The organism is Teichococcus globiformis, assembly GCF_042646265.1.
Classification (GTDB): domain Bacteria; phylum Pseudomonadota; class Alphaproteobacteria; order Acetobacterales; family Acetobacteraceae; genus Pseudoroseomonas; species Pseudoroseomonas globiformis.
Genome location: NZ_JBHRTN010000018.1, coordinates 365,466 through 388,337, shown reverse-complemented (window position 1 = coordinate 388,337; position 22,872 = coordinate 365,466). Strand labels below are relative to the sequence as shown.

Annotated in this window: 19 protein-coding genes; 5 read left to right on the top strand and 14 right to left on the bottom strand. The window is 69.1% G+C overall.

What is annotated here, in order from left to right; genetic code table 11:
- Nucleotides 1-11 precede the first annotated feature (11 nt).
- Both gpmI and ACFOD4_RS16080 read right to left on the bottom strand, forming a co-directional pair.
- Nucleotides 12-1,544 (bottom strand): 2,3-bisphosphoglycerate-independent phosphoglycerate mutase, encoded by a 1,533-nt coding sequence (gene gpmI, locus ACFOD4_RS16085; protein WP_379598008.1) that lies wholly within the window; start codon nucleotides 1,542-1,544, stop codon nucleotides 12-14.
- Nucleotides 1,545-1,665: 121 nt separating this feature from the next.
- A complete protein-coding gene (locus tag ACFOD4_RS16080; RefSeq protein ID WP_379598006.1) occupies nucleotides 1,666-2,805 on the bottom strand; it encodes a methyltransferase in 1,140 nt (379 codons plus the stop codon).
- A gap of 459 nt (nucleotides 2,806-3,264) precedes the next feature.
- Here ACFOD4_RS16080 and ACFOD4_RS16075 point away from each other — a divergent pair, with 459 nt between their 5' ends.
- Complete coding sequence (locus tag ACFOD4_RS16075; RefSeq protein WP_379598004.1) at nucleotides 3,265-4,638, top strand: APC family permease; 1,374 nt, start codon at nucleotides 3,265-3,267, stop codon at nucleotides 4,636-4,638.
- A 23-nt stretch (nucleotides 4,639-4,661) separates the two neighbouring features.
- Nucleotides 4,662-5,498, top strand: a complete 837-nt coding sequence (locus ACFOD4_RS16070; RefSeq protein WP_379598002.1) for an SAM-dependent methyltransferase — start codon at nucleotides 4,662-4,664, stop codon at nucleotides 5,496-5,498.
- Between the two features lie 64 nt (nucleotides 5,499-5,562).
- On the opposite strand, the gene ACFOD4_RS16065 is transcribed toward ACFOD4_RS16070, so the two are convergent.
- Together ACFOD4_RS16065 and ACFOD4_RS16060 are read right to left on the bottom strand one after the other, a co-directional pair.
- Nucleotides 5,563-6,597, bottom strand: coding sequence for an ABC transporter substrate-binding protein (locus ACFOD4_RS16065; RefSeq protein WP_379598000.1), 1,035 nt, complete (start codon nucleotides 6,595-6,597; stop codon nucleotides 5,563-5,565).
- A 499-nt stretch (nucleotides 6,598-7,096) separates the two neighbouring features.
- Nucleotides 7,097-8,053: a TIM44-like domain-containing protein gene (locus ACFOD4_RS16060; protein ID WP_379597998.1), complete on the bottom strand. Its 957-nt coding sequence runs from the start codon at nucleotides 8,051-8,053 to the stop codon at nucleotides 7,097-7,099.
- Nucleotides 8,054-8,210: 157 nt separating this feature from the next.
- On the opposite strand from ACFOD4_RS16060, the gene ACFOD4_RS16055 reads away from it, so the two are divergent.
- Nucleotides 8,211-9,104 carry a lysophospholipid acyltransferase family protein gene (locus ACFOD4_RS16055; protein ID WP_379597996.1) on the top strand — a complete coding sequence of 298 codons (894 nt, stop codon included), beginning with the start codon at nucleotides 8,211-8,213 and terminating at the stop codon, nucleotides 9,102-9,104.
- 4 nt (nucleotides 9,105-9,108) lie between these two features.
- Here ACFOD4_RS16055 and ACFOD4_RS16050 read toward each other — a convergent pair whose 3' ends face one another.
- The 5 genes from ACFOD4_RS16050 to ACFOD4_RS16030 all read right to left on the bottom strand — a co-directional run bounded on the left by ACFOD4_RS16050 (nucleotide 9,109) and on the right by ACFOD4_RS16030 (nucleotide 13,259).
- Nucleotides 9,109-9,342, bottom strand: coding sequence for a hypothetical protein (locus ACFOD4_RS16050; RefSeq protein WP_379597995.1), 234 nt, complete (start codon nucleotides 9,340-9,342; stop codon nucleotides 9,109-9,111).
- A gap of 129 nt (nucleotides 9,343-9,471) precedes the next feature.
- The gene (locus ACFOD4_RS16045; protein WP_379597994.1) at nucleotides 9,472-10,344 is read right to left on the bottom strand and encodes a M23 family metallopeptidase; all 873 of its coding nucleotides are present in this window, start codon (nucleotides 10,342-10,344) and stop codon (nucleotides 9,472-9,474) included.
- Nucleotides 10,345-10,372: 28 nt separating this feature from the next.
- Nucleotides 10,373-11,899 (bottom strand): exodeoxyribonuclease VII large subunit, encoded by a 1,527-nt coding sequence (gene xseA / locus ACFOD4_RS16040; RefSeq protein WP_379597992.1) that lies wholly within the window; start codon nucleotides 11,897-11,899, stop codon nucleotides 10,373-10,375.
- Nucleotides 11,900-12,058: 159 nt separating this feature from the next.
- Nucleotides 12,059-12,586, bottom strand: coding sequence for a dihydrofolate reductase family protein (locus ACFOD4_RS16035; protein ID WP_379597990.1), 528 nt, complete (start codon nucleotides 12,584-12,586; stop codon nucleotides 12,059-12,061).
- Nucleotides 12,587-12,614: 28 nt separating this feature from the next.
- Nucleotides 12,615-13,259, bottom strand: coding sequence for a glutathione S-transferase family protein (locus ACFOD4_RS16030; protein ID WP_379597988.1), 645 nt, complete (start codon nucleotides 13,257-13,259; stop codon nucleotides 12,615-12,617).
- 137 nt (nucleotides 13,260-13,396) lie between these two features.
- Between ACFOD4_RS16030 and purD the strand changes: the two genes are divergently transcribed.
- Nucleotides 13,397-14,665: a phosphoribosylamine--glycine ligase gene (gene purD, locus ACFOD4_RS16025; RefSeq protein ID WP_379597986.1), complete on the top strand. Its 1,269-nt coding sequence runs from the start codon at nucleotides 13,397-13,399 to the stop codon at nucleotides 14,663-14,665.
- A gap of 35 nt (nucleotides 14,666-14,700) precedes the next feature.
- Here purD and ACFOD4_RS16020 read toward each other — a convergent pair whose 3' ends face one another.
- Together ACFOD4_RS16020 and ACFOD4_RS16015 are read right to left on the bottom strand one after the other, a co-directional pair.
- Nucleotides 14,701-17,277, bottom strand: a complete 2,577-nt coding sequence (locus ACFOD4_RS16020) for an HWE histidine kinase domain-containing protein (protein WP_379597984.1) — start codon at nucleotides 17,275-17,277, stop codon at nucleotides 14,701-14,703.
- Entirely contained in the window at nucleotides 17,270-17,938 is a 669-nt protein-coding gene (locus ACFOD4_RS16015) for a biliverdin-producing heme oxygenase (RefSeq protein ID WP_379597982.1), read from the bottom strand. Before ACFOD4_RS16015 ends, ACFOD4_RS16020 begins: the two co-directional genes overlap by 8 nt.
- 146 nt (nucleotides 17,939-18,084) lie before the next feature.
- Between ACFOD4_RS16015 and ACFOD4_RS16010 the strand changes: the two genes are divergently transcribed.
- Nucleotides 18,085-19,236, top strand: a complete 1,152-nt coding sequence (locus tag ACFOD4_RS16010) for a patatin-like phospholipase family protein (RefSeq protein WP_379597980.1) — start codon at nucleotides 18,085-18,087, stop codon at nucleotides 19,234-19,236.
- 33 nt (nucleotides 19,237-19,269) lie between these two features.
- Here ACFOD4_RS16010 and ACFOD4_RS16005 read toward each other — a convergent pair whose 3' ends face one another.
- The 3 genes from ACFOD4_RS16005 to ACFOD4_RS15995 all read right to left on the bottom strand — a co-directional run bounded on the left by ACFOD4_RS16005 (nucleotide 19,270) and on the right by ACFOD4_RS15995 (nucleotide 22,743).
- Nucleotides 19,270-19,419, bottom strand: a complete 150-nt coding sequence (locus tag ACFOD4_RS16005) for an NADPH-dependent FMN reductase family protein (RefSeq protein WP_379597979.1) — start codon at nucleotides 19,417-19,419, stop codon at nucleotides 19,270-19,272.
- Nucleotides 19,420-19,578: 159 nt separating this feature from the next.
- Entirely contained in the window at nucleotides 19,579-19,806 is a 228-nt protein-coding gene (locus ACFOD4_RS16000; RefSeq protein WP_379597977.1) for an NAD(P)H-dependent oxidoreductase, read from the bottom strand.
- Nucleotides 19,807-20,424: 618 nt separating this feature from the next.
- Entirely contained in the window at nucleotides 20,425-22,743 is a 2,319-nt protein-coding gene (locus tag ACFOD4_RS15995) for a molybdopterin guanine dinucleotide-containing S/N-oxide reductase (protein ID WP_379597976.1), read from the bottom strand.
- Nucleotides 22,744-22,872: the final 129 nt, after the last annotated feature.

Sequence of the window (22,872 nt, the reverse complement as noted above, 5' to 3'; positions counted from 1 at the left end):
GCGCCGCCGCATCAGCCAGGCCGGCGCATCAGGCTGCGGCCGGTCATGGCGGCGGGCTGCTCCAGCCCCATCAGGTCCAGCAGGGTCGGTGCCACATCCGCCAGCCTCCCCTCGACCAGCGTCGTACCCTCCGGCGCACCGACCAGCATCACAGGCACCAGGTTGGTGGTGTGGGCCGTGTGCGGGCCACCGGTCGCCGGGTCCCTCATCAGCTCGGCATTGCCATGGTCGGCTGTGATCATCACGGCGCCGCCTTGCGCCCGCACCGCCTCCACGATGCGGCCGACGCCCTCATCCACCGCCTCGCAGGCGTGGATGGCGGCCTGGAGGCTGCCGGTGTGGCCAACCATGTCGGCGTTGGCGAAGTTCAGCACCACCAGATCGAAGCGGCCGGTGCCAATCGCCTCCACCGCCTTTCGCGTCAGCTCCGGTGCGGACATTTCCGGCTGCAGGTCGTAGGTCGCGACCTTGGGGGAAGGGACCATGATCCGCTCCTCGCCCGGAAAAGGCGTTTCTTCGCCGCCATTCAGGAAATAGGTGACGTGCGGATACTTCTCCGTTTCGGCCATGCGGAGCTGCTTCAGGCCGGCCCGGGACACCACCTCGCCCAGAATGTCCTTCAGCGTCTGGGGACCGAACAACGTGGCCAGGAATGGGTTCAGTGCCTCGGAATACTCGGTCATCCCGGCGGTGCCGGCGAAGAGCGGCCGGCGCGGCGGCTGGAAGCCGTTGAAGGCGGGGTCGAGCAACGCGGTCATGATCTGCCGGACCCGGTCGGCGCGGAAGTTGAAGCAGAGCAGCCCGTCGCCATCCTTCATGCCGGAATAGTCGCCGATGACGGTGGCCGGGATGAACTCGTCGGTCGTGCCTACCCTGTGCGCGGCCTCGATCGCGGCGGCGGCGCTGGGGGCAGAAGCTTGGCCGCGGCCCTCGACCATGACGTCATAGGCCTGGCGCACACGCTCCCAGCGCTGATCCCGGTCCATGGCGAAGTAGCGGCCGGTGAGGGTGGCGATGCGCGCGCCGGCGGGTAGCTGCGGCTCGAACTGCGCCAAAAAGCCGGGGCTTGCCTCCGGTGGCGTGTCGCGCCCATCGGTCCACAGATGCAGCGCGACCTTGATCCCGGCTTCGGCGAAGGCGCGCGCCAGGGCAAGACCATGATCCTGGTGGCTGTGCACCCCGCCGGGCGAAAGCAGCCCCATCAGGTGCAGCGTGCCGCCGCTCTGCCTCAGCCTGCTGATCAGACCGGTCACGGCCGGCAGCCCTGCGATGGAGCCGTCGCGCGCCGCCTGGGTGATGCGCGGCAATTCCTGCATCACTACGCGGCCCGCACCGAGATTGAGGTGCCCGACCTCGGAATTGCCCATCTGGCCATGGGGCAGGCCCACATCCTCGCCGCTGGTGTGCAGGAAGTTGTGCGGCGCCCCGGCCCAGAGTCGGTCGAACGTCGGTGTCCGAGCTTGCCGCACCGCATTGTCGGCACCATCCTCACGCCAACCCCAGCCATCCATGATCACCAGCATGACGGGCTTGGGATGCGGCATGGCTCGTTCTCCGGCGGCTGAAGTTTCGCCGAAGGGGGATAGCGCCGGTGGTGGACTTTGCCCAGGGGGAGGCAGGATCAGGAAAGGCGCCGGTGCGCCTGTCCGGGACGCAGCGCTGCCTTCAGGAGGGCGCCACGCGGAGGCGCCAGAGTGAGGTCGTTTCCAGGCGCCGGGCGGCGTGCAGCGGGTCCATGGCATCAACGGCCTTGCCATGGGTCGGGCGGACATCAAGCCGTCCGGCAACCGTCAGACTGGCCTCTTTGATCATGTTCAACAACTCTTCGCGGCTGCGCAGGCCAAGGTGTTCCGCCAGGTCGGACAGGATCAGCCAGCCTTCTCCGCCGGGCACCAGATGCGCCGCCAGCCCATCCAGGAAGCCCCGCAGCATGCGGCTGTCCGGGTCGTATACCGCCTGCTCAAGAGAGGAGGAGGCTTTGCCTGGCAGCCATGGCGGGTTGCAGACCGCCAGGGCAGCGCGCCCTGGCGGGAACAGGTCCGCCTCCTGCACCGTGACCTGGCCGGTCAGACCCAGTCGCTCAACATTGGCGCGGGCGCAGGCCAGGGCACGGGGAGACAAATCGGTGGCCAGGATGGCCGGCACGCCGCGCCGTGCCAGCACGGCCGCCAGCACGCCTGTGCCCGTGCCGATGTCGAAGGCCGTCTCGCCCGCCGGCAACGGCGCCTGCGCGACCAGGTCGAGGTACTCGCCCCGGATCGGCGAGAACACGCCGAAATCCGGGTGGATCATCGCGCCGTCCAGGGCGCCGACGGGCACGCCTTTGCGGTGCCATTCATACGCGCCGACCATGCCTTGCAGCTCGCGCAGCGATAACACGGCCTCGTCCCCAGGCATGTCCAGCGCATGACAGAGGGCCGCCTGCACGTCTGGTGCGCGCGGCAGGGGAATCGTCCAGGCCGCATCCAACGGGATGAGCACCATGCCGAGGATGCGCGCACGAAGGGCCTGGCCCTGCCGGTATCGATGGAACCGGTCACGCATAGGGGTGCACTCAGGCAGACGGCTGCGCGCCGCGCGCTTGTCGAAGCGGCGCGTCAGCGCCTGGAGCAACTGCCGCGCATTCTGGAAATCACCGCGCCACAGCAGGCCGACGCCTTCGCACGCCATCCGAAAGGCATCGTCGGCGCGGATCGCATCATCGACGGCCTGGACCCGGCGGGGAGGAAGGGTGCCCGAACCGGACAGCCAGGCGGCGCTGCGGCTGCCGGCATCCTCGGTCCATTCCAGGCGAGGCGCGTTCATGGGCATCGCGGGGCTCGCCTGCTGCACCCGGGGGAAAGCGGAAGCATCGGCGGCATCTCCCATGGATGACGTGTCTTCAGGGCGAGCTGCCCGAACATCGTGGCGATGAGTGGCCCTCTACCAAGATAATTGCTTCCACAACAGGCACGAAGCCCGGGCCGAGGGGGGGCTGAGCGCAGGCTGATTTTGAGACATGGTGCCGTCAACATGGCCTGGTCCGGGGAGCATCGTTCCGGCCGACGGCTTATCCCGGCATCTGAGGGGGCACCGAATGATGGAGCCGTGGGCGCGGAGCCGGCTTCAACCCTGAAAAGTAAAGATTGGTGTTTCGGCGCGAAAGCATCTGGCCGCGGGCGACCGTGGCGCCTAGCCTCCGCATGAAGCGGTTTTAAGTTCCCCGAAAGCTTTCTGCGGCAGTCGGGCCAGACGGATGCCGCCGGCCCGCTCTCCGGAGGCTCGATGTCGCAACGCCAGAATGCTGCCAAGGCCGCCACCCAGCCCACCATCCAGCCAGGCAGCCTTTCTCCCTTCGATGCCATCGTCATCCTGGTTGGCATTGTTGTCGGCATCGGCATTTTCCGCACACCCTCGCTGGTGGCGGCCAATGTGGGGAGCGAGGCCGCCTTTCTGGGCATCTGGCTGCTGGGCGGGCTGATCACGCTGATCGGCGCGCTGTGCTACGCGGAACTTTCCGCCGCCCATCCGCAAAGCGGCGGGGAATATCATTTCCTGTCTCGTGCCTACGGCCGTCCGGTGGCCATGCTGTTCGGCTGGGCGCGCGGCACGGTGATCCAGACGGGCGCGATCGCCGGCATCGGCTTCGTGCTGGGCGACTACGCCGCCACACTGTGGCCGCTGGGCCCGCAGGGGCCTGCCATCTATGCCGCCCTGTCGATCCTGGCGCTGACCGCCATCAACATCGCCGGCACCTACCAGAGCAAGAACCTGCAGATCGTGGTCACGCTGATCGAGATCGGCGCCATCCTGGCCATTGTGGCTTTCGGACTTCTGGGCACCGCGGTGAACGGCGCGGTGCCCGCCACGTCCCCTGCCACCCCGCCGGATGGGGCCGCGCTGGGCCTGGCGCTGATTTTCGTGCTGCTGACCTATGGCGGCTGGAACGAGGCCGCCTACCTGACCGGCGAGGTGCGCGATGCACCGCGCAACATCGCACGGGTCTTCATTGTCGGCACGGTGGTGCTGGTGGCGATCTACCTCGCGGTCAATGCCGCGTTGCTGGCCACGCTGGGCCTGGACGGTCTGCGCGCCTCGGATGCCGTGGCCGCCGACATGATGCGCAGCGTCGCCGGCGATGCCGGGGCGGGCCTGGTGAGCGCCGCGATCCTGGTCGCCGCCATTTCCACGCTGAACGCCACCATCTTCACCGGCGCACGTTCCGCCGCGGCGCTGGCGCATGACATCAGCTGGCTGGCGGCCGCCGGCCAGTGGAACGCCCGGCGCCGCACGCCCGCGCGCGGGCTGGTGCTGCAGGCGGCGATTTCGCTGGCGCTGGTGGGCTTCGGCGCCGTGACCCAGGATGGCTTTCGCGCCATGGTGGATTATGCCGCCCCGGTGTTCTGGGGCTTCATGCTCCTGACCGGCTTTGCGCTTTTCGTGCTGCGGCGGCGCGAGCCGGATCGCGTGCTGCCCTGGCGCGTGCCGCTCTACCCGCTGACGCCTGCCCTGTTCTGCCTGAGCTGCGGCTACATGCTGCATGCCTCGCTGGCCCATACCGGTGCCGGCGCCCTGATCGGGCTGGCGGTGCTGGCGGCCGGCACGCCGCTGCTGCTGTTCCGCCGGCGCGAGCCGGCGGAAACGCCACTTTCCCCATGACACCCTGAACGGAGAGACGCGCCATGAGGCGTTTTCCCATCCTGGCCGCCTGTGCCCTGTCCGTCACCCTCGCCCCTGTTCTGGTTGCGGGTGCGCTGGCACAGCAGCCGCAGGCTCAGCAGCAGCCGGCCCCCTATACGCCCTCCGTCGGCCAGGCCGGCAAGGATGTGGTCTGGGTGCCGACGCATGATGCGCTGGTGCAGCAGATGCTCGATATGGCGCAGGTGACGCCGCAGGACTACCTGATCGACCTGGGTTCCGGCGACGGGCGCACGGTGATCGCGGCGGCCCGTCGCGGGGTCCGCGCGCACGGGCTGGAATTCAATCCCGAGCTGGTGGAGCTGTCCCGTCGCAACGCGGCCGCCGCCGGACTGAGCAGCCGCGCGACCTTTGACGAGGCCGACATCTTCCAGTCGGATTTCTCCCGAGCCACCGTGGTGACCCTGTTCCTGCTGCAGACCCTGAACGAGCGGCTGCGACCCATCCTGCTGGACATGGAGCCGGGAACCAGGGTGGTGTCCAACACCTTCACCATGGGCAACTGGGAGCCCGACCAGCAATTCGAGGGCACGCCCAGCTGCTCCAGCTTCTGCCGCGCCTACAAGTGGATCATTCCGGCCAAGGTCGGCGGAAACTGGCAGGTCGGCGAGGGGCGGCTGGAGTTGACCCAGAACTACCAGATGCTGTCGGGCACGCTGACGGTGGATGGCAAGGCGCAGCCGATCACCGCGGCCCGGATGAACGGGCGGCAGATTTCCTTCACTGCCGGTGGGCGTCGCTACACGGGCGAGGCCGACGGCAACCGGATGAGCGGACAGATCGAGGGCGGTGGGCAATGGAGCGCCAGCCGCGCCGGCTGACCGGCCACCACCGGGGAAGGCGGCCCCCTGCCTTGGATCAAGGGGGGGTGCCGCTCCTTCCGACCTACGCCGACAGCTTCAGTGCTGCCGCGTCGGGCAGGAAGGCCGGGGTGTACAGGCTGGCCGCAGGCAGCTCGGTGCCGATGTTGAAGGCGGAGCGAACCGTGTCGATGGCCGCCTGCACCCGCTCGATCGGCAGATTGCCGAGGCCGCCTGAAAGCACCTCGGGCGTCCGGATAAAGGTGAAGTTGGACATCATCCGCGCCTTCTCCACGTCGCGCGGGGCGGTGGCGTCCCGCTTCACCAGCGCCGCGATGGCGGCATCCGGCTCCTTCCAGGCAGCCTCATGGCCGCGAACAATGGCGCGGATCATGCCGGTCACCACGCGGGCATTCGCCTCGGCATAGGGACGGCGCAGGATCAGCGCGGTGGACAAAAGGGCGACCCCCGCATCCGAATAGCGCATGGACACGATGTCGGCCGGGGCGACGCGCAGCGACTGCAGGCTGAAGGCGCCAGACACCTCGAAGCCGGTGATGGCGTCCGCCTCTCCCCGCACCAGCATCGGCTCGCGCAGCTGGGGTGTCACAGTCATCCAGTTGATGCTGGAGGCATCGATACCGGCGGCCTTGGCGAAGGCTGGAAAGAGCTGCCGACCAGAATCCGTCTCCGGCGCCGCGAGCCGCTTGCCTTCCAGCTGCTTCGGCGTGGTGATGCCGGTCTTCTTCAGCGTCATCACCGAAAGCGGGCTGCCCTGCTGGATCACGAAGGGAGCAATCAGGTCGCTGGTCGGCGTCGTCAGGCGCAGCCGGATAACCGGGGAAAGATCAGCGATGCCGATATCATAGGCACTAGTGGCGACCTTCACCGGCGTATCGCCCGAGCCGAAACCGCGGTCGATGGTGACGTTCAGCCCTTCGTCGCGGAAGTAGCCGTTGTCGGCGGCCAGCACGAAGGGCGCTTGTGGCCCCTGGAAGGCCCAATCGAGGCAGAAGCGCACCGGCGTCAGTGCCGCCTGGCCGCGCGCCAGAAAGGGGGTGGCCAGCAGGCCGCCGGCTGCGGCCGTGCCAAGCACCAAGCCGCGACGGGGAAGGGTCATGAGGGATACTCCAGATCGGATTGATCGATCGGCGGAGGGTTAGCAAGTCGCGGGCCGCCGGGGCAGAAGATTCCCGCGCTTCGTCCCCGCTTCGTTCAGGCTTCTTCATATTCCAAAGGAGGGTGAAGGGGACGGCCCGGATACCTGCACCGTTGCGCGGGGCGCTGCGCAGCCCAGGAAGAAGCGGTCGGGCACCCGGTGTGTCTCCGGGCGAGCGCCTGCCCATCCCCGTTCATGTCGATGCGCCCCGGCATGTCGGCGGTGACATGACCCTGCGCCTCGGCGGTGGGTGCATCGGCGGTGACCGGCACGGCCAGTTGATCACCGTTGTAGCCGCTTGCTCCCGCGGCTGCTCCGAGCGCTTGGCGCTGCGCGGGCCTTCTGGCACTCGGGGCCGGCCCCCTGCCATCGGAGTGCCGGGTTGACAGTGGGGCACGGCCAAAAAAAAGAGGCGCGCCCGAAGGACGCGCCTCATCAACGAAACGAACCGGAGTCCTTATCAGCCGCCCTGTTGGATCGCGGAGAGCTTCCAGGGGCCGGAAGGCTGGCGGCAGAAGGTCCAGAGCTCGGTCGCGGTGTCGCGCCGCTGCGGATCGCCTTCCACCACTTGCCCCTGCTGGTCGTAGGTGACGTCGACCAGGCTGAAGCGCATGGCAACGGTGGCATAGTCCACGTTGCCCTCGCGCCAGGCCTCGGACAGGTCGCCGGACTCCAGCTTCACGTCGCGTGTCTCATTGCGCCAGCCGCGCGCATCCAGATCGCGCATGTCCTGCGCGAAGTAGGTGTTCATTTCCTGGGTGGCGATGTTGCCGAGGGTTGCGTGATCACGCCGCGACCAAGCGGCGTTCACATCGCGCAGCAGGGCCTCGAAGGCGGTGAAGTCGGACTGGTTCAGCTGCACCGGAGCGGCCGCCGGCGCAGCGCCGCCCATCGGGCGCCCTGCACCCTGCGGGGGAACCGCCCCGCCCTGCATCTCGCGCCGCATGCCGCCCGCGGCGGGGCCGCCGGCCATGGCCGGCTGCTGCCGGCTGCGGAAGAACCGCAGCGCCCAGCGCACCAGGAAGAACACCAGCGCCAGCTGCAACAGCAGGCCCAGGATGCTGCCGAAGCCGCTGAAGCCGCTGAACAGGCCATTACCGAAGAGCAGGCCGCCAATGCCCATGCCGATCAGGCCGCCCATCAACGCGCCGCCGAAGCCGCCACCGAACATGCCGCCGCGCGTCTGGGCGGGCGCTGCCCCAGGGGTTGCCGCACCGGGCCGGGCAGGCTGCTGGAAGCTGCGGTCCATGGGACGTGCCGCGTCGGGCGCGGTGCGCGTCACCGGCGGCGGGGTGAAGGTGCGGTTGCCGCGACTGCCCATGCTGCTGCGGCCGCCTGGGCGGGCTTCCGCCAGGGCCGGGCCGAGCACCAGGGCGAAAGCGGCGAAAGCTGCCAGGATGCTGGCCTTGCGACGCATGGGGCGACTCCTCCAGAGATCGTTCATCGGTTCTACCATATAGGGATTACCGTCCCGTAATCCATGGGGTGCCGATATCGGCCATCAAGGGGATGCGGTGGCCAAAGCTGCGCCAATGCCGCAGAACGGCGCCTCCACGCGCAGAAGGGGCCGTCGCTTGGCACGATCGAAGGGGCAATGGCGATGGCGGGCCGAAGCCGGGCTGGTGCGGGTGCTGCTGGGATTGTCGCGCCGGCTCGGGGCGGTGCGGGCGTCGGCACTGGGAGGTGCCGTGGCCGGCGGGATCGGCCCGTGGCTGCCCGTGTCACGTGTGGGCCGCCGCAACCTGGAAATGGCCTTCCCCGACAGCGACGCAGGCTGGCGCGAGGCGGTGCTGCGCGGAGCCTGGAACAATCTGGGCCGCACCATGATGGAGCTGCCGCATCTGACCAGGATGGGCCCGACCGTCGAGGGGCCTGGCTGGGAAATCGCCGGGCAGGAGAACCTGCCACCGCCCAATCATCCCGCCGTGCTATTTTCCGCCCACTTGGCAAACTGGGAAGTGCTCACCCGAGCCACCCTGACGGAGGGTTTGCGCCTCGGCGGCTTCTACCGCGCACCGGACAACCCGCTCGTGGATGCGGAACTGCGCCGGCTGCGCCTGGGCGACGCCGAGATCCCGCTTTTCCCCAAAGGCTCGAAGGGTGCGCGTCAGGCGCTGCGGCATCTGATGGACGGGCAGCCGCTGGGCGTCCTGGTGGATCAGAAGATGAATGAGGGAGTGGAGGCCGACTTCCTGGGCCACCCGGCCAGGACAGCCACGGCCCCCGCGGAACTGGCATTGCGCTTCCGCTGCCCGGTGATCCCTGTCCACGCGGAGCGCATCGGCCCCTGCCGCTTCAGGCTGGTGGTGGAGAAGCCGCTGGTTCTGCCCGAGAGTGGCGATCGGCAAGCCGACACCCGGTCATTGACGGCAGCAATGAATGCACGAGTGGAACTCTGGGTTCGGGCCCGGCCGCAGGAGTGGTTGTGGCTGCACAGGCGCTTTCCGCGGGAAGCCTACAAGCGCTGAACGTTCAGCCAACCACCAGCATCGCGCCGGCGGCGTAGAGCTGCTCCCGAAGTCCGGGATGCGGCGCCATGGCGACCACCCCTGGGGAAGCTTCGCGCCAAAGGGTGACGCCGGCGCGCTGCAGGGCGACGCTGGCGCTGGCAGCGGTGTCGAACAGGGCAACGATGGGTGTGTCGAAGCTGCCCAGCGCAGGCAGGGGTTCGGTAGCGGGAGCAGGACGGGGCGCGGTGGTGGGCATGGCGGCGCTAATGCCCCATGCGCCTTACCAATTCGTGAACGGCCTGCGTCACTTTCACGAAAGCTGTTCCAGTTTGGCGCGATCCGACGCCGGGCAGCCCCGCGCCGGTCGCATGGACAGCGCAATGCGTCAGAGCGGCGGCAGCAGTGGCTGCGGATCCAGTGCGGTGCTCAGCCAGTGCAACCCGAGGTGCAGATGCGGCCCTGTGGCGCGGCCGGTGGCGCCAATGGCGCCCAGCGCCTGCCCCTGCTGCAGCACCTCGCCTTCCCGCACATCCATGCGTGACAGGTGGGCATAAAGGCTGACGACGCCACGCCCATGATCCACCAGCACAGTGTTGCCGGTGAAGTAGAGATCCTCCGCCAGCAGCACCTGGCCCGCGCCCATGGCCCGTACCGGGGCCCCGGTGGGCGCGGCGATGTCGAGGCCGAGATGCGGCGCCCGGGCTTCCCCGTTCAGGATGCGTTGGCTGCCGAACACGCCGCTGATGCGGCCCTGGGCAGGCCAGACGAAGCCCTCGGAAAAATGCGGCAGGTCGCTGTCGATGCGGCGGATGGCGGCGATGCGGGTGCGTTCGCGCTGGATCCGGGCCATCTGCTGGGCATTCGGGCTGACCATCGATTGCGGCAGGCCACTGATCCGCTGGACATCCCATTCGCGCTTCAGCACCGACAGCGCCCGCACCTCCGTGCGTCCGTTGGGCGCCGTGACGCCGAGCCTTGCATCGGCCTCCGCATCGCGCCCGAAGCCCAGGGCGAAGCGGCCATCGGGACCGACCCGCACCGGCTTGCCATCCAGTGTCACCTTGCTGCCCGCGGGAACCCGTCCAAGCGCCAGCCCCCCCTGCGCGAAGCGGCCTCCGGCGGCAGGCGCCGCCGGCTCGATCCGCAGCAGCGGTCCGCCTTCCAGCGTGGCGGCGCCGCCTTGCTGCTCGGTGGCGCAGGCGGCCAGCAAGGTGCTGGTCAGGCCGAGCAGGGCGCGTCGGGTAGCGGTCGCGTTCATGCGAAACAATCTCCGCTCGAAGGGTGGATCACAGCAGCGAGCCCTGTTCAGGCAGATCGGGCTTGCCTTCCAGGCCGGTGCGGCGGCGCGGCCGTGGTGCGGGAGATGGCGCCGGGCCGGTGTCGGGCGCCGAGCCATCCTCCACCTCCGCCAGCAGGGAGCGTGTGCCGTCATGCAAAGTAGCCGTGAGCCGCGCGCCCGGCACAATGGCCGCGGCGCTGGTCAGCGGCTCTCCGGCCTCGTCGCGCAGCAGGGCGAAGCCGCGCGCCAGCACTCCCTGGTAGGAGGCGCCCTCCAGCCGGCCCGTCGAACCTTCCAGCCGTAGCCGGGATTCGCGCAGTCTGGCGGCAATGCTCGGCGCTGGGTCGGGCAGGCGGTGCAGCGCGTTCTGCCGCCGGTCCAGCAGCCTTTGCAGCCCCGCCATCGCGCGATGCTCCAACAGGCCGACACTGTGGCGGTGGCCGGCCAGTGTTTCGCGCGGATGCGGCAGGCGGTGGGCGATGGCGGAAAGCTGGCCACGCTTGCGCTCGATCAGGGCCGAGGGGGCGAGGGACAGCCGCTCCGCCCGGTCATCGAGCCGTTGCCGTGCGGCACCGACCAGCCCGGGCAGGTCCGGCATGCGGGCCTCGGCGCGGGACAGGCGCAGCCGGGCGCGGTCCACTGCCGCGCGCCCGCATTGCACCAGCCGGGCCGCCGTCTGCGCGATGGCGGCCATGAGGTCGGTGCGCGAGGGGACAGCCAGCTCGGCCGCGGCGGTGGGCGTCGGCGCGCGCCGGTCGGAGGCGAAGTCGATCAGCGTCGTATCCGTCTCGTGTCCTACCGCCGAGATCAGCGGGATGGGACATCCGGCGGCGGCGCGGATCACGATCTCCTCGTTGAAGGCCATCAGGTCTTCCAGGCTTCCACCGCCACGCGCGACGATCAGCACGTCCGGCCTCGGGATGCCCCGCGGCAGGCGGGAAAACCCCTCGATGGCGGCGGCGATGCGTTCGGCCGCGCCCTGGCCCTGCACCGGCACCGGCCACAGCATCACATGCCGCGGGAATCGACGGGCGATGGTGGTGCGGATGTCCTGGATCACCGCGCCCTTCTCGGAGGACACCACGCCCACCACGCGCGGCAGCAGCGGCAGCGGCTTCTTGCGCCCCTCGTCGAACAAGCCCTCGGCGCCGAGCTTCTTGCGCAGCGCCTCGATCCGCGCCAGCAGCGCGCCTTCGCCGGCAAACTCGATTCGGTCGATGATGAGCTGGTAGTCGGAGCGTTCTCCGTAGGAAGACACCTTGCCGGTGGCGATCACCTCCATGCCGTTCTCGGGCCGCAGCGAAAGGCGCGGCACGGCGAAGCGCCAGATGATGGCGCGGATCTTCGCCCCCTCATCCTTCAGCGCCAGGTAGATGTGACCGGACGGATAGGCCTTCAGCTCGGTGATCTCACCGCGGATCCGCACCCGGCCGAAAGTGCCCTCCAGCGTGCGCTTGATGGCGCCGCTGATTTCCGAGACGGTGAATTCAGGGGCGTTGCTGCGGGGCGGGGCGTCTGGCGTGTCGATATCCATGCGCGACCCAGTCTAGGGGAGGGCGGGGTCCCGGCCTAGTGTCCCGCTGGTCCCCGTGGTGGGGGCTCCCATGAAGTCAAACCTATGGGGCAGATCGTTGAAAACAAAGCTTTCATGCCGATCGGCCCTCCGCAGGATGGCCTGATGGGCGGAGCGGCGTCAGGAGCCGCAGCGGTAGAGCAGGTGCATCGCGCCCTTGATCCAGGGACGGCCGGATTCGAGCCGCAGCTTCATCTCCGGCGTGCCGGGCGGGAAAAGCGGGATGCCGTCGCCCAGCACCACCGGAATCACCATCATCTCCAGGATGTCGAGCTTGCCCAGCGCCATCATGCCGCGCAGCAACTGGCCGCCGCCGGCGATCCAGATCCGGGCATGGCCCGCCGCCTCCAACTCCGCCACCACGTCGCCGAGATCGCCTGTTCGCGCCTCCACCTCCGGCGGCGCCTCCGGCAACAGGCGGCTGGTCATGACCACAGTGGGCTTGCCGGGATAGGGCCACGCCCCCATGCCCTGCACCACATCAAAGGTGCCACGCCCCATCAGGATGGCGTCCACGCTGTTCAGGAAGGCGCCGAATTCCGTCTCGTCCAGCGGATAGTCGCGCGCCAGCCAGTCATCCACCCCGCCGTCGGGACGAGCGATCTTGCCGTCCAGCGAAACCGCCAGGTTGCAGTGCCAAAGGGTCATGCTTTGTCGCCTCCCGGCCGGCTTGCGCTCAACTGGCGCTCGGTTTCCCGGGCGCAGCGGGCATCAGCGCCTCGTCCAACGACCGGGCGCGGATCGCCGCCGGGCGTGTGGAGCACCGCTCCCAGAACCGCTCAAAAGCCGGGCGCTTCGGAAGGGTGCCGAACTGCATGCCCCAGCCGATCTGCGCCCCCAGATAAAGATCCGCCGCGCTGAAGTTGCTCCCCGCGAGCCAGCCGCCGCCGGACACGGCCTGCTCCAGCGTGTTCAGCACATCCTCCAGGCAGCCATAGCCCATCAGGGCCCGCTGATCGGGCGGCACCTCGAAGCCCAGCGCGGCGTTGCTGGCCGCCGGCTCCACCACTCCGGCGCCGAAGAACAGCCACCGGTAATACGGTCCGCGCTCGGGGCTTTCCGGCGGCGGCGCCAGCTTCGCGGCGGGAAATGCATCGGCCAGATAGGCGCAGATCGCTGCCGCCTCGGTCACGACGGTGCCGCCGTGACGGATGGTGGGCACCTTGCCCATCGGGTTGATGGCCAGGAAATCCGGCGATTTCATGGATCCGCCATAGTCCAGCAGTTCCGTCCGGTAAGCTTCCCCGGTTTCCTCCAGCATCCATCGGACGATGCGGCCGCGCGACATGGGGTTGGTGTAGAAAACAAGTTCCCGCGCCATAACCGCTTTCCGTGTTCGGGTAGGGCCGCAGCCTTCCGCTGTGGCGTGCATAGGCTACCCGGACGCCATTTGGCCCGGTGCCGCGAGCATGCTACCCGCCCGTCCAGGATCTTCCCAGGCAAAAGGGCGAGCGGGTCATGAAGGTGCTTCTGGTGGGCGGCGGCGGCCGCGAACATGCCCTCGCCTGGGCTCTGTCCGGTTCCGGCCTGCTGACGAAGCTTTGGTGCGCGCCCGGCAATGCCGGCATCGCCGAAATCGCGGAATGCGTGGCCATCGGCGCCGAGGAAGTTCCGGCGCTGGTTTCCTTTGCCCGGGAGCATGCGGTGGATCTGGTGGTGGCGGGGCCAGAGGCGCCGCTGACGCTTGGCCTGGCCGATGCCTGTGAGGCCGCCGGTCTGCGCTGCTTCGGCCCCAGCGCGGCGGCGGCGAAGCTGGAAGGCAGCAAGGCCTTCACCCGGGAAGTCGCCACCGCAGCCGGGGTTCCCGGCGCCGAATGGGCGCAGTTCACCGACCCTGCCGCCGCGCGGGCCTATCTGCGGGATAAGGGCGCACCGATCGTGGTCAAGGCGGATGGGCTCGCCGCCGGCAAGGGCGTGGTGGTGGCCGAGACGCTGGAGCAGGCCGAGGCCGCCATCACCGAGATCATGGAGGACCGTGTTCATGGTGCGGCCGGCGGCACCGTGCTGATCGAGGAACGCCTTTTGGGGCAGGAAGTCTCCTTCTTCGCCCTGTGCGACGGGCGCACGGCCCTGCCCATGGCGGCCGCACAGGACCACAAGCGGGTGGGGGAGGGCGACACCGGCCCCAACACCGGCGGCATGGGCGCCTATTCGCCGCCGCCTGCCTTCACGCCGGAGCTGGAGGCCGAGGTCATGGCCCGCATCGTCCAGCCGACGCTGAACGAGATGGCGCGCCGCGGCACACCGTTCCGCGGCGTGCTGTTTGCCGGGCTGATGCTGACGGAAACGGGGCCGCGGCTGATCGAGTTCAATGTCCGCTTTGGCGACCCGGAATGCCAGGTGCTGATGATGCGCCTGCAATCCGACCTGCTGGCCGCGCTGCTGGCCGCCTGCGATGGCGAGCTGGATCGCTTCACCCTGCGCTGGTCGAAGGAAGCGGCGATGGTGGTGGTGATGGCGGCGCAGGGCTATCCCGGCGCCTACGGCAAGGGCAGCCTCATCGAGGGGTTGGAGGATGCGGCCCAGGTGCCCGGCGCGCAGGTCTTCCATGCCGGCACGAACCGGTCGGAGGACGGCTCCCTGGTTGCGACGGGCGGGCGGGTCCTCGGCATCGCCGGCAGTGGCGCCACGCTGCAGGCGGCGCGGGATGCGGCCTACCGGGCCGTCGATGCGGTGCGCTGGCCCGAAGGGTTCTGCCGCCGCGACATCGGTTGGCGGGCACTTTGAGCTGCCCGCTCAGGCGCTGAGGGCAAGAGGGGGGATCAGCCCCCCAGCCTGGCCTGCAGGGCACGCCGCATTTCGGCCGCGGTGTAGGGCTTGCTGATCACCGCCGCCGTTCGGAAGCGCTCGGGAAAGGCGTTGGTTTCGCCGTAGCCGGTGGCGAACACGAAGGGCACACCTTTCGCCAGCAGGGCGTCGGCCACGGGGAAGCTGTTTTCCCGCCCCAGATTCACGTCCAGCAGCGCGATCTGCGGCGGTGCGTGCTCCAGCAGCCGCAGCGCTGCCTGCACCGAGCTGGCGACATCCACCGCCTCGGCGCCCATGCGGCGGAGCTGGTCCTCGGCATCCATGGCGATCAGCAGGTTGTCTTCCACCAGCATCACCCGGCCGGCCAGCGAGAACTCGGCCACGGGGAGCGGTGCGGCGGCCACCAGCGCGGCCGCCGATGCGGGCACCTGGCCGGTGCCGCGCCGCACATGTGACGCCGGGATCACGAAGCGCGCCTCCACGCCGGTGATGGCATAACGCAGCTCCGCCTCGCCCTTCAGGTCGTGCGGCAGAGCACGCTCGACGATGGTGGTGCCGAAGCCCTGCCGCTGGGGCGGCTTCACCGGCGGCCCGCCTTCCTCGGTCCAGAACAGTTCCAGATCCTCGGCGGCGGTGAAGTCCCAGCGCAGCCGCACTTGCCCGGCCCGATCGCACAGCGCGCCGTACTTGGCGGCATTGGTCACCAGCTCGTGCATCACCAGGGCCATGGTGGTGTAGGCGCTCGGTTCCAGCAGAACCGGGGGTCCGGAAAGCAGGATCCGGTCCTGCTTGTCGTTGAGGTAGGCCTCGGCCTCGGCCGAGACCAGTTCGTGCAGCGGCGCCGCCTGCCAGCGATCGGTGTTGATCTGGTCGTGCGCCCGGGCCAGCGCCTGGATGCGCCCGCCCACCATCTCCGCGAACTCGTCCACCGTGCGGGCATGGCTGCGGCTCTGCGTCACCAGGCCGCGGATCAGGCCGAGGATGTTGCGCACGCGGTGGTTCAGCTCGGCGATCAGGATCTCCTGCCGCTCCTGCGCCACGCGCCGCTCGCGCTCGGCCATGTCCGTGAGCTGCAGAACCACCTCCAGCAGCGTCACACGCAGCCGCTCCGCCATCAGCATGTCGCTCTCGGTCCAGGGGCGGCTCTGCCCTTCCACCGTCTGGTGCCAGGCCTCGAAGCTCTTGCGGGGGGTCAGGCGGGCGCCGTTGGGGCCAAAGGTCACCGGCTTGTGCGGGTCGCCCGCCCAGGTGACGGAATGGGTCACGGCGCGGCGGAAGAACACCAGGTAGTCGCGTGGCGAGCGTGACAGCGGAATGGCCAGCAGGCCGGCCGCGCGGTCGGCGAAGTCGGCCGCCGGCGGATGCATCTCGCCGAGCCGGTGTGTCGCGTAGACGGTGCCCGAGGCCGCACGGTGCAGGAAGCGCACAATGCCTGCAAATTCCTCGGCCGTAGGAGCGTGGCCGCGCAGCGAAGTGCCGCCCTTGCTCCAAAGGCCGATGCCGTCGCAGGGCAGTACCTCTGACAAGAGCTCCAGGAACTCGGTGAGGGAGCGGCTGCCAGGCCGCATGGCGCCGAGCGAGGCCATCAGCCGCTGGTGCACCCGGTTGGCTTCGGCGTCGCGCTTCTGCTCCTCCTCTCGCTCGCGCGATTCCAGCACCAGCGAGAAGATCTGGCCGAACAGCTCCGCTGCCGTGCGGCGCTCAAAGGGGACGTTCAGCGCCTCGTTGTGATGACAGGCGATCAGGCCCCACAGCCGGCCTTTGCGCAGCACCGACACGGACATGGAGGATCGCACGCCCATGTTGCGCAGATACTCGATGTGGATGGGCGACACGGATCGCAGCACGGACAGCGACAAGTCGAGCGGCTGGCTCCTGCCGTCCAGCAACGGCAGCACCGGCACGGGCTGCGCTTCGGTGTCGCCGATCAGCCGCAGGCAGTTGCGCTCGTAGAGCAGCCGCGCCTGGCGCGGGATGTCGGAGGCGGGAAAGTGCAGCCCCATGAAGGAGGGCAGGAAGCTGGCCGCTGATTCGGCGATCACCTCGCCCGCGCCGTCATGGTCGAAGCGGTACAGCATCACGCGATTGAAGCCGGTGAGGCCGCGGATCTGCCGCACCGCCTCGCGGCAGATGCCTTCGAACCCCTCGGCCTGGTGCAGCCGCGCGATCATGCCACGCACCGTGGTGCCGGCCTCCAGCGCGTCCTCCAGGTCGGATGGTTCTCCTTCCAGCACGATCAGGTCGCCAGAAAGATGCACCGCCAGATCGTAGGCGACGCCGCCTTCGCGCAGAACCACGCCGAACAGCCGCTCCACCGCGTTGGGGCCTCGCAGCAGGTGCAGCCGACCGCCGATCTGATGCATCGCCTCGTGCTGCAGCAACTCGTCCAGCGGCTCGCCCAGCAGGTCGTCCACGCCCTGGCCAAGATGCTCGGCCACATTGGCGGAGGCGCGCCGCACCACCCAGTCGGATGTCACCGCCAAAAGGAAGCCGATGGGCTGGATGCCACCCAGAAGATGGATCGGCTCGCGGTCGCAATTGGTCAGGTCGACGCCGGGAGGCAGGGTCACGTGGCCGAACTGATCATTCATGCGTCGCGTACTCGGCTCGATCCGAAATGGGCGCCCTTCCTGAGCGCAGTGCGTCGAGAAAGACGTGAAAGGCAGCACGGGCACCCTGGCCGGCCTGCGGCCAGAACGCCGGGTCGGGCAGGGCCTGTTCCAGCCGTGCCACGAAACCGGGCCAGCCTTCGCTGTCCGGCCGGTGAGACAGATAGGCATCCGCCCCAGCTTCCGCCAGGGTTGGGCTGGTCCGCACCGCCTTCAACAGCATGGCGTTGCCCAGCCGTGACCCCTCCAGCACGTATGCCATGCCCCAGGCCGCGGCAGCCGACCCCAACGGCGCCACCGGCAAGGCGTGCGGCACCGGAAGTTCCAACCGGGCCAGATCGGTCAGCAGAGATGCCGCGCGCCGCCGCCGGGGCCAGTCGGGCATGGCGCCGGGGGGCAGGGCCTCGGCCACCGCGGCTTCCAGCCCGGGCAGCGCGCGGGCATGTGCGGAAAGAAACGCGGCATACCCGGCGCGAGAACGGAGGTCGTAAGCGCCGCCAAGCGCATCGGCTTGATCGTGCAGGCCGGCTGTGGCCTCGCGGAGATGCCAGCGCAGGCCGTTGCTGCGCGCCCCGGCGGACTGGTTCATGGAAAGGCGGCTCGGGGTCGGGCGGGCGGCAGCGTCGTCATTCTCGTGTCTCACGGGGGATCAATCGGCTCCGCGCGGCGGCCATGCAAGAAAAAAGAGGATGGTGCCGGCGTCCTGGATCGCGGAGGCCGTGTGGGGTAGGGGTTGGCGTGGCGCAGCAGGCGGAGACAGAGCGGGCCTGCCGAGCAGGAGAATGCCGTATGGACCATCAGGCCCCGCACTCAGGACTGCCCGACAGCGCGGCTTGGCGTCCGGAAGGATGCCGTCGGGTTGCGCTGGTTCTGCAAGGCGGTGGCGCGCTCGGCGCATATCAGGCAGGCGTGCATGAGGCGCTGGTGGAGGCTGGGATCGGACTCGACTGGATCGCCGGCGTGTCGATCGGTGCCATCAACGGGGCACTGATCGCCGGCAATCCCCCGGGACAGCGGGTTGCAGCGCTGCGTGCCTTCTGGGAACGCATCACCCGCGACCGGGGCTGGGATCCCTGGCCGGACAGCGACCTCGTGCGGCAATGGCGGCACGAAGCTTCGGCCCTGGCCACAATGATGGAAGGCCAGCCAGGCTTTTTCACTCCCAACCAGCCCAGCCCATGGTTCTCCCTGCCCGGCGCGAAAACCGCCACCGCCTTCTACAATAGCGAGCCACTGCGCGAAACGTTGCGGGAATTGGTGGATTTCGACCGGTTGAACGACGGGACCATCCGCTTCTCGGTAGGGGCGGTGAACGTGGCCACGGGCAATTTTGCCTTTTTCGACAGTGCCCGCATGCGCATCACCCTCGATCACATCGTGGCCTCCGGCGCGCTGCCGCCGGCCCTGCCCATGGTGAGGATCGGCACCGAGTATTTCTGGGATGGCGGGCTGGTTTCCAATACGCCGCTGCAGCACCTGCTGGAGAACCTAGAAGGCCGCAACACCCTCGCCTTCCAGGTGGACCTGTTCAGCGCCCGGGGTCGGGTGCCTCGTTCCATGCCCGGCGTGATGTCGCGTGAGAAGGATATCCGCTACAGCAGCCGTACCCGTGCCGTGACGGATTTCTACCGCCGCATCCGCGGACTGGAGATGGCGCTGAGGCGGGCGCTGGAGCAGATCCCAGAGGCGCAGCTCGATGCCACGCAACGGGCGGAGAAGCAGCGGCTGGAGCGGCTGCCGGAAGTGGTCATCCTGCAGATGATCTACCAGCAGCAGGCCTTCGAGGGGCAGGCCAAGGACTACGAATTCTCCGCCACCGCCATGCGGCAGCACTGGGCCAGCGGGCTGGAGGATACGCGCGAGACGCTGCGCCGGGGCCAGTGGTTGGCCATGCCGCCGGAAGGCAGCGGCATACAGGTGCATGACGTGCACGAGGGCTGAGGCATAACCGACAGGCCGTCGCCAGGCCGGAGGCTAGCCCGGCAGGCCAGCCAGCCGCTCGGCATAGCGCCGCGCGGAGGCCTCCAACGTGGCCGCCTCGGCGTGGCGGGATTCGAACAGCAGGAACGGCTCCTGCCAGGCCAGCGCGCAGCGGCTGGCAGTGGCCTGCAGCGGGCGCAGCAACTCGGTCAGCGGGAACAGGTTGACCCCCTTCAGGCGAATAGGCCGAAGGGCGGTTGCCGGCCGTCGCCGCCACCAGAAGCGGGCGGCCGGCCAGACGGGCGCCCTCGGTCGCGGCGTTGATGTAGAACATCCGCGTCAGCACGACATCCTGCGAAGCCTTCAGCAGCGCGGCGTGGAATACCACTGCACCGGGAACTGCAGCACGATGCGGCGCGCGGCGATCAGCCGGGCCGCCTCCGCCGCCGCATCGATGCGGCCCTCCGGGTAGAGTGCATCGAGGTGCACGACCTCCACCCCCCGCACATCGCGCGCCGCCCCCGCCAGGGCGAGGTTGGCGCGGGACCGCGCGTAATCCGGGTGGCACATCAGGATCAGCGTCTCGGTCACGGCGGCAGCCTCTCCTCAGCCAGCGGGCCTGACAATGCCCCGGCCCGGGGGCGATCGCCAGCCGGGCGCGTCCAAGCCTGGCTGCGGTGCCGACGGCCCGAGAAAGATCCGCCGGGTCGCAAAGGAAATCCAGACTGGCCTCCGTTCCAGCCAGTTGCGCCCAGCACCATCCCATCTCGCTGCTCCGGTCCGGCCTCCGAGGCGGCCACGCCGGACAGGCCTTCCCCGCCGGGCCCCACCGTGCCGAGCCGGGACCCGGGCGAGCGGCTGGCTCGGCCCTCGCTGCTGTGGCTCTTGGCAAGGTCGTGTTGCAGGCTGGTCAGGGCGAGGGGGTATTGACGTTCAGCCGCACCGGCTGACCGTTGACGCTGGTGCCATCCGGGCCGAGCAGCGAAGCGCCGCCGCCTGCGGCTGCGCCCGGCGGAGCAGGCGCTCATCAGCAGCAGGCTGAGCAGGCTGAGCAGGCTGGCGCCCTTCCGGAAGGATTCCTTTTCGCTCGATGCCGCGCCGCGTCCGCCCCGAGCCGTGGGGCGGATGACGGAATGCCGCCGGTCCGCCGCGCAAAGTTCCTGGGGCGGAGATGATCGGGAAAAAATAAACCTCGGGGTATTTTCCTGGTCAGCCTGCCGGTGGGTCCCAGGCGCGGATCGGCGGCAGGTTGCCGGTGAACTTCTCCACCTGCAGCGTGGTCAATTGACCGGTGCAGCCTTGCGCCAGCCGCGACGTGCCGACATCCCGCGTCAGCACGTTGGGGTTTCCGTGGACGCAGAGCGGGTTGTCCTCCGCCGGATCGGCCGGGTCGTACCACGCGCCAGTGGCCAGCTGCACCACGCCGGGCATCAGCGCCTCCGACAGCGAGGCGGCGGCCAGGCAGGCGCCGCGCTCGTTGAACATCCGGACGATGTCGCCTTCCGCAATGCCGCGTGCCGCAGCATCGGCCGGGTGCAGGCGCATCACCTCGCGGCCGCGCCGCTTGGAGTTCTCGCTGGTGCCGCCGAAATCAAGCTGGCTGTGCAGCCGCGTCGCGGGCTGATTGGCCACAAGCCAGAGCGGCTTCTCCCCGTTCGGCACGTCGCCATAGGGAATAAAGGTCGGATGGCCGGGACAATCGGCGTAGCCGAAGCCGTCGATGGTCTCGGAAAACACCTCGATCTTTCCCGAAGGGGTGGGTAGCGGCTCATTCTCCGGGTCGTTGCGGAAGGCGCGGATGATGCCGCCATCATCCTCGTCCATCGGCAGCTTCAGCTCGCCTGCTTCCCAGAACTCCTCGAAGCTCAGGGTCTTGTCGCCGCGCGCTTCCATGGCGGCGCGGGTCTTCTCGTAGAGGTGGCGCAACCAGCCCTGCGCGTCCCGACCTTCGGTGAAGGCTTCCTCCTTGCCAAGCCGCGCCGCGAGATCGGCGAAGATGGCGAAATCGTCGCGCGCCAGGCCATACGGCTCCGCCAGCCGGTGCATGGCGACCAGCAGGTCATCCTGGGAGGAGCCGCCGATATCCTCGCGCTCCAGCGTCATGGTGCAGGGGAGCACGATGTCGGCGTGGCGGGCGGTGGCGGTCCACGCCGTCTCGTGCACCACCAGCGTGTCCACCGCCTGGAAAGCGCGGCGCAGGCGGGCCAGATCCTGGTGGTGGTGGAACGGATTGCCGCCTGCCCAGTACACCAGCTTGATGTCGGCGTAGCGCCGTTCCTGCCCATTGTAGTCGAAAGGCTGCCCGGGCTTCAGCAGCAGGTCGGAGATGCGCGCCACGGGGATGAAATCGGGCACCGTGTTGCGCCCCTGCGGCAGGGAGCCGATCGGCACCGCGGCATTGCGCTTGCCGTAATGCGCGATGGAGCCGAGCGCGTAGTTGAAGCCGCCGCCGGGCAGGCCGTGCTGGCCCAGCATTGCGGCGAGCACCACCGCCATCCACACCGGCTGCTCGCCATGCTCCGAGCGCTGCAGCGAGTGCGCCATGGAGATCAGGGTGCGCGTTCCTGCCGCATCCCGCGCAAGCTGCGCGATGATGTTCGCCGGCACGCCGCAGACCGCGGATGCCCAGGCCGCGTCCTTGGGCTGGCCGTCGGTCTGGCCGAGCACATAGGGCTCGAATTTTTCATAGCCGACGCAGAACTGCGCGAGGAAGGCTGTGTCGTGCAGCCTTTCCGTCACCAGCGTGTGCGCCATGCCGAGCATCAGTGCCGTGTCGGTGCCGGGCTGGATCTGCAACCACTCGGCGCGGGCCTCTTCCGGCAGATCGTCCTTCAGCGGGCCAATCAGCACGAAGCGGCAGCCTCGCTCGGCGGCCGCCTTCATCGAGGGGCGCTCGATATGCTTAGACACGCCGCCGGAGGCCACGGCGCTGTTCTTCACCGCCATGCCGCCGAAGGACAGGCACAGGCCGGTGTGCTCAACGATCTGTTCCCAGGTGACGTTGCGCTTGGCCACCGGGTCCATCGGCCCGATCACATGCGGCAGGATCACCGCGGAAGCACCGGCGCTGTAGGAATTGACCGAGCGCACATAGCCGCCCAGCACCGTATTCAGGAACCGGTGCACCTGGCTCTGCGCGTGGTGGAAACGGCCCGCGCTGGACCAACCATAGGAGCCGCCGAAGATCGCCGCGGGGCCGTGCGCGTCCCGCACCCGCCCCAGCTCTCCTGCCAGCAGGTCCAGCGCCTTGTCCCAGGGGACCGACACGAACTCGTCGCGCCCGCGCATCCGGTCGGGGCCTGGCCCGCGCTCCAGCCAGCCGCGCCGTACCATGGGGGTGGCGATGCGGGCGCGGTGACGCAGCGCCTGGGGGAAGTTCTGCAGGATGGGAGAGGGGTCAGGGTCGGCAGGATGCGGCTCCACCACCAGCGTGCCGTTGCGCCATCCGGCGCGGAATGCACCCCAGTGGGACGAATGCGGCCGCATCGTGCCATCATCGGCCCGGCCTGGTTCCTTCACGTCCGACATCCGCAACCCCCGCCGCTGCAACAAAGTTGCAGCATGCGGCGGATCGGCCGAACTGTCACGGGGGACGGGTTGCAACTCCTGCCGGGCATGGTCACTTGAAACGCGAAACCACCCGGTTTCCGCTCGGAA

Excerpts from the sequence above, each read along its gene's own strand:
- gpmI (WP_379598008.1), bottom strand. The coding sequence starts at position 1,544 with ATGCCGCATCCCAAGCCCGTCATGCTGGTGATCATGGATGGCTGGGGT.
- ACFOD4_RS16080 (WP_379598006.1), bottom strand. The coding sequence starts at position 2,805 with ATGAACGCGCCTCGCCTGGAATGGACCGAGGATGCCGGCAGCCGCAGC.
- ACFOD4_RS16075 (WP_379598004.1), top strand. The coding sequence starts at position 3,265 with ATGTCGCAACGCCAGAATGCTGCCAAGGCCGCCACCCAGCCCACCATC.
- ACFOD4_RS16070 (WP_379598002.1), top strand. The coding sequence starts at position 4,662 with ATGAGGCGTTTTCCCATCCTGGCCGCCTGTGCCCTGTCCGTCACCCTC.
- ACFOD4_RS16065 (WP_379598000.1), bottom strand. The coding sequence starts at position 6,597 with ATGACCCTTCCCCGTCGCGGCTTGGTGCTTGGCACGGCCGCAGCCGGC.
- ACFOD4_RS16060 (WP_379597998.1), bottom strand. The coding sequence starts at position 8,053 with ATGCGTCGCAAGGCCAGCATCCTGGCAGCTTTCGCCGCTTTCGCCCTG.
- ACFOD4_RS16050 (WP_379597995.1), bottom strand. The coding sequence starts at position 9,342 with ATGCCCACCACCGCGCCCCGTCCTGCTCCCGCTACCGAACCCCTGCCT.
- ACFOD4_RS16045 (WP_379597994.1), bottom strand. The coding sequence starts at position 10,344 with ATGAACGCGACCGCTACCCGACGCGCCCTGCTCGGCCTGACCAGCACC.
- xseA (WP_379597992.1), bottom strand. The coding sequence starts at position 11,899 with ATGGATATCGACACGCCAGACGCCCCGCCCCGCAGCAACGCCCCTGAA.
- ACFOD4_RS16035 (WP_379597990.1), bottom strand. The coding sequence starts at position 12,586 with ATGACCCTTTGGCACTGCAACCTGGCGGTTTCGCTGGACGGCAAGATC.
- ACFOD4_RS16030 (WP_379597988.1), bottom strand. The coding sequence starts at position 13,259 with ATGGCGCGGGAACTTGTTTTCTACACCAACCCCATGTCGCGCGGCCGC.
- purD (WP_379597986.1), top strand. The coding sequence starts at position 13,397 with ATGAAGGTGCTTCTGGTGGGCGGCGGCGGCCGCGAACATGCCCTCGCC.
- ACFOD4_RS16020 (WP_379597984.1), bottom strand. The coding sequence starts at position 17,277 with ATGAATGATCAGTTCGGCCACGTGACCCTGCCTCCCGGCGTCGACCTG.
- ACFOD4_RS16010 (WP_379597980.1), top strand. The coding sequence starts at position 18,085 with ATGGACCATCAGGCCCCGCACTCAGGACTGCCCGACAGCGCGGCTTGG.
- ACFOD4_RS15995 (WP_379597976.1), bottom strand. The coding sequence starts at position 22,743 with ATGTCGGACGTGAAGGAACCAGGCCGGGCCGATGATGGCACGATGCGG.